This is a genomic window from Polaromonas sp. P1_G2, from assembly GCF_056405515.1.
Map to the genome: position 1 here is coordinate 1 of NZ_JBFUBY010001728.1, position 363 is coordinate 363.

Below are 363 nucleotides of genomic sequence, written 5' to 3' on the forward strand. Positions count from 1 at the left end.
GTCTCGGCCGAGGCCGGGCCGTATTTTTCCAGCGGATAGCCTTCGATTATGTTGAGGATTTCGCAGATGATCACCCCGCCCGAGCTCGGCGGCGGCGAGGAGATGATCTCGTAGCCGCGGTAATTGCAGCTTACCGGCTTGAGTTCCCGCACCCTGTATTGCTCGAAATCGGCCTTGGCGAGCAGGCCGTGCATGTTTTCGCTCGTCTTGACGATGTCGTCGGCGATCCAGCCCTTGTAGAAGGCGTCGGGACCGTCCTTGGCGATCGCTTCCAGGCTCTTTGCCAGGTCCGGCTGCTTGAGGACATCACCGATCTGATAGGGCTTGCCGTCCTTGAAGAAGATGCCAGCGGCGGCCTTGTCC

At 60.3% G+C, this 363-nt stretch carries 1 protein-coding gene; it reads right to left on the minus strand.

All coding sequences use genetic code 11. From position 1 onward, the window contains the following. Positions 1-363 (minus strand): gamma-glutamyltransferase (locus AC1D0P_RS32310; RefSeq protein WP_477680451.1); only part of this gene is annotated, 363 nt, incomplete at both ends.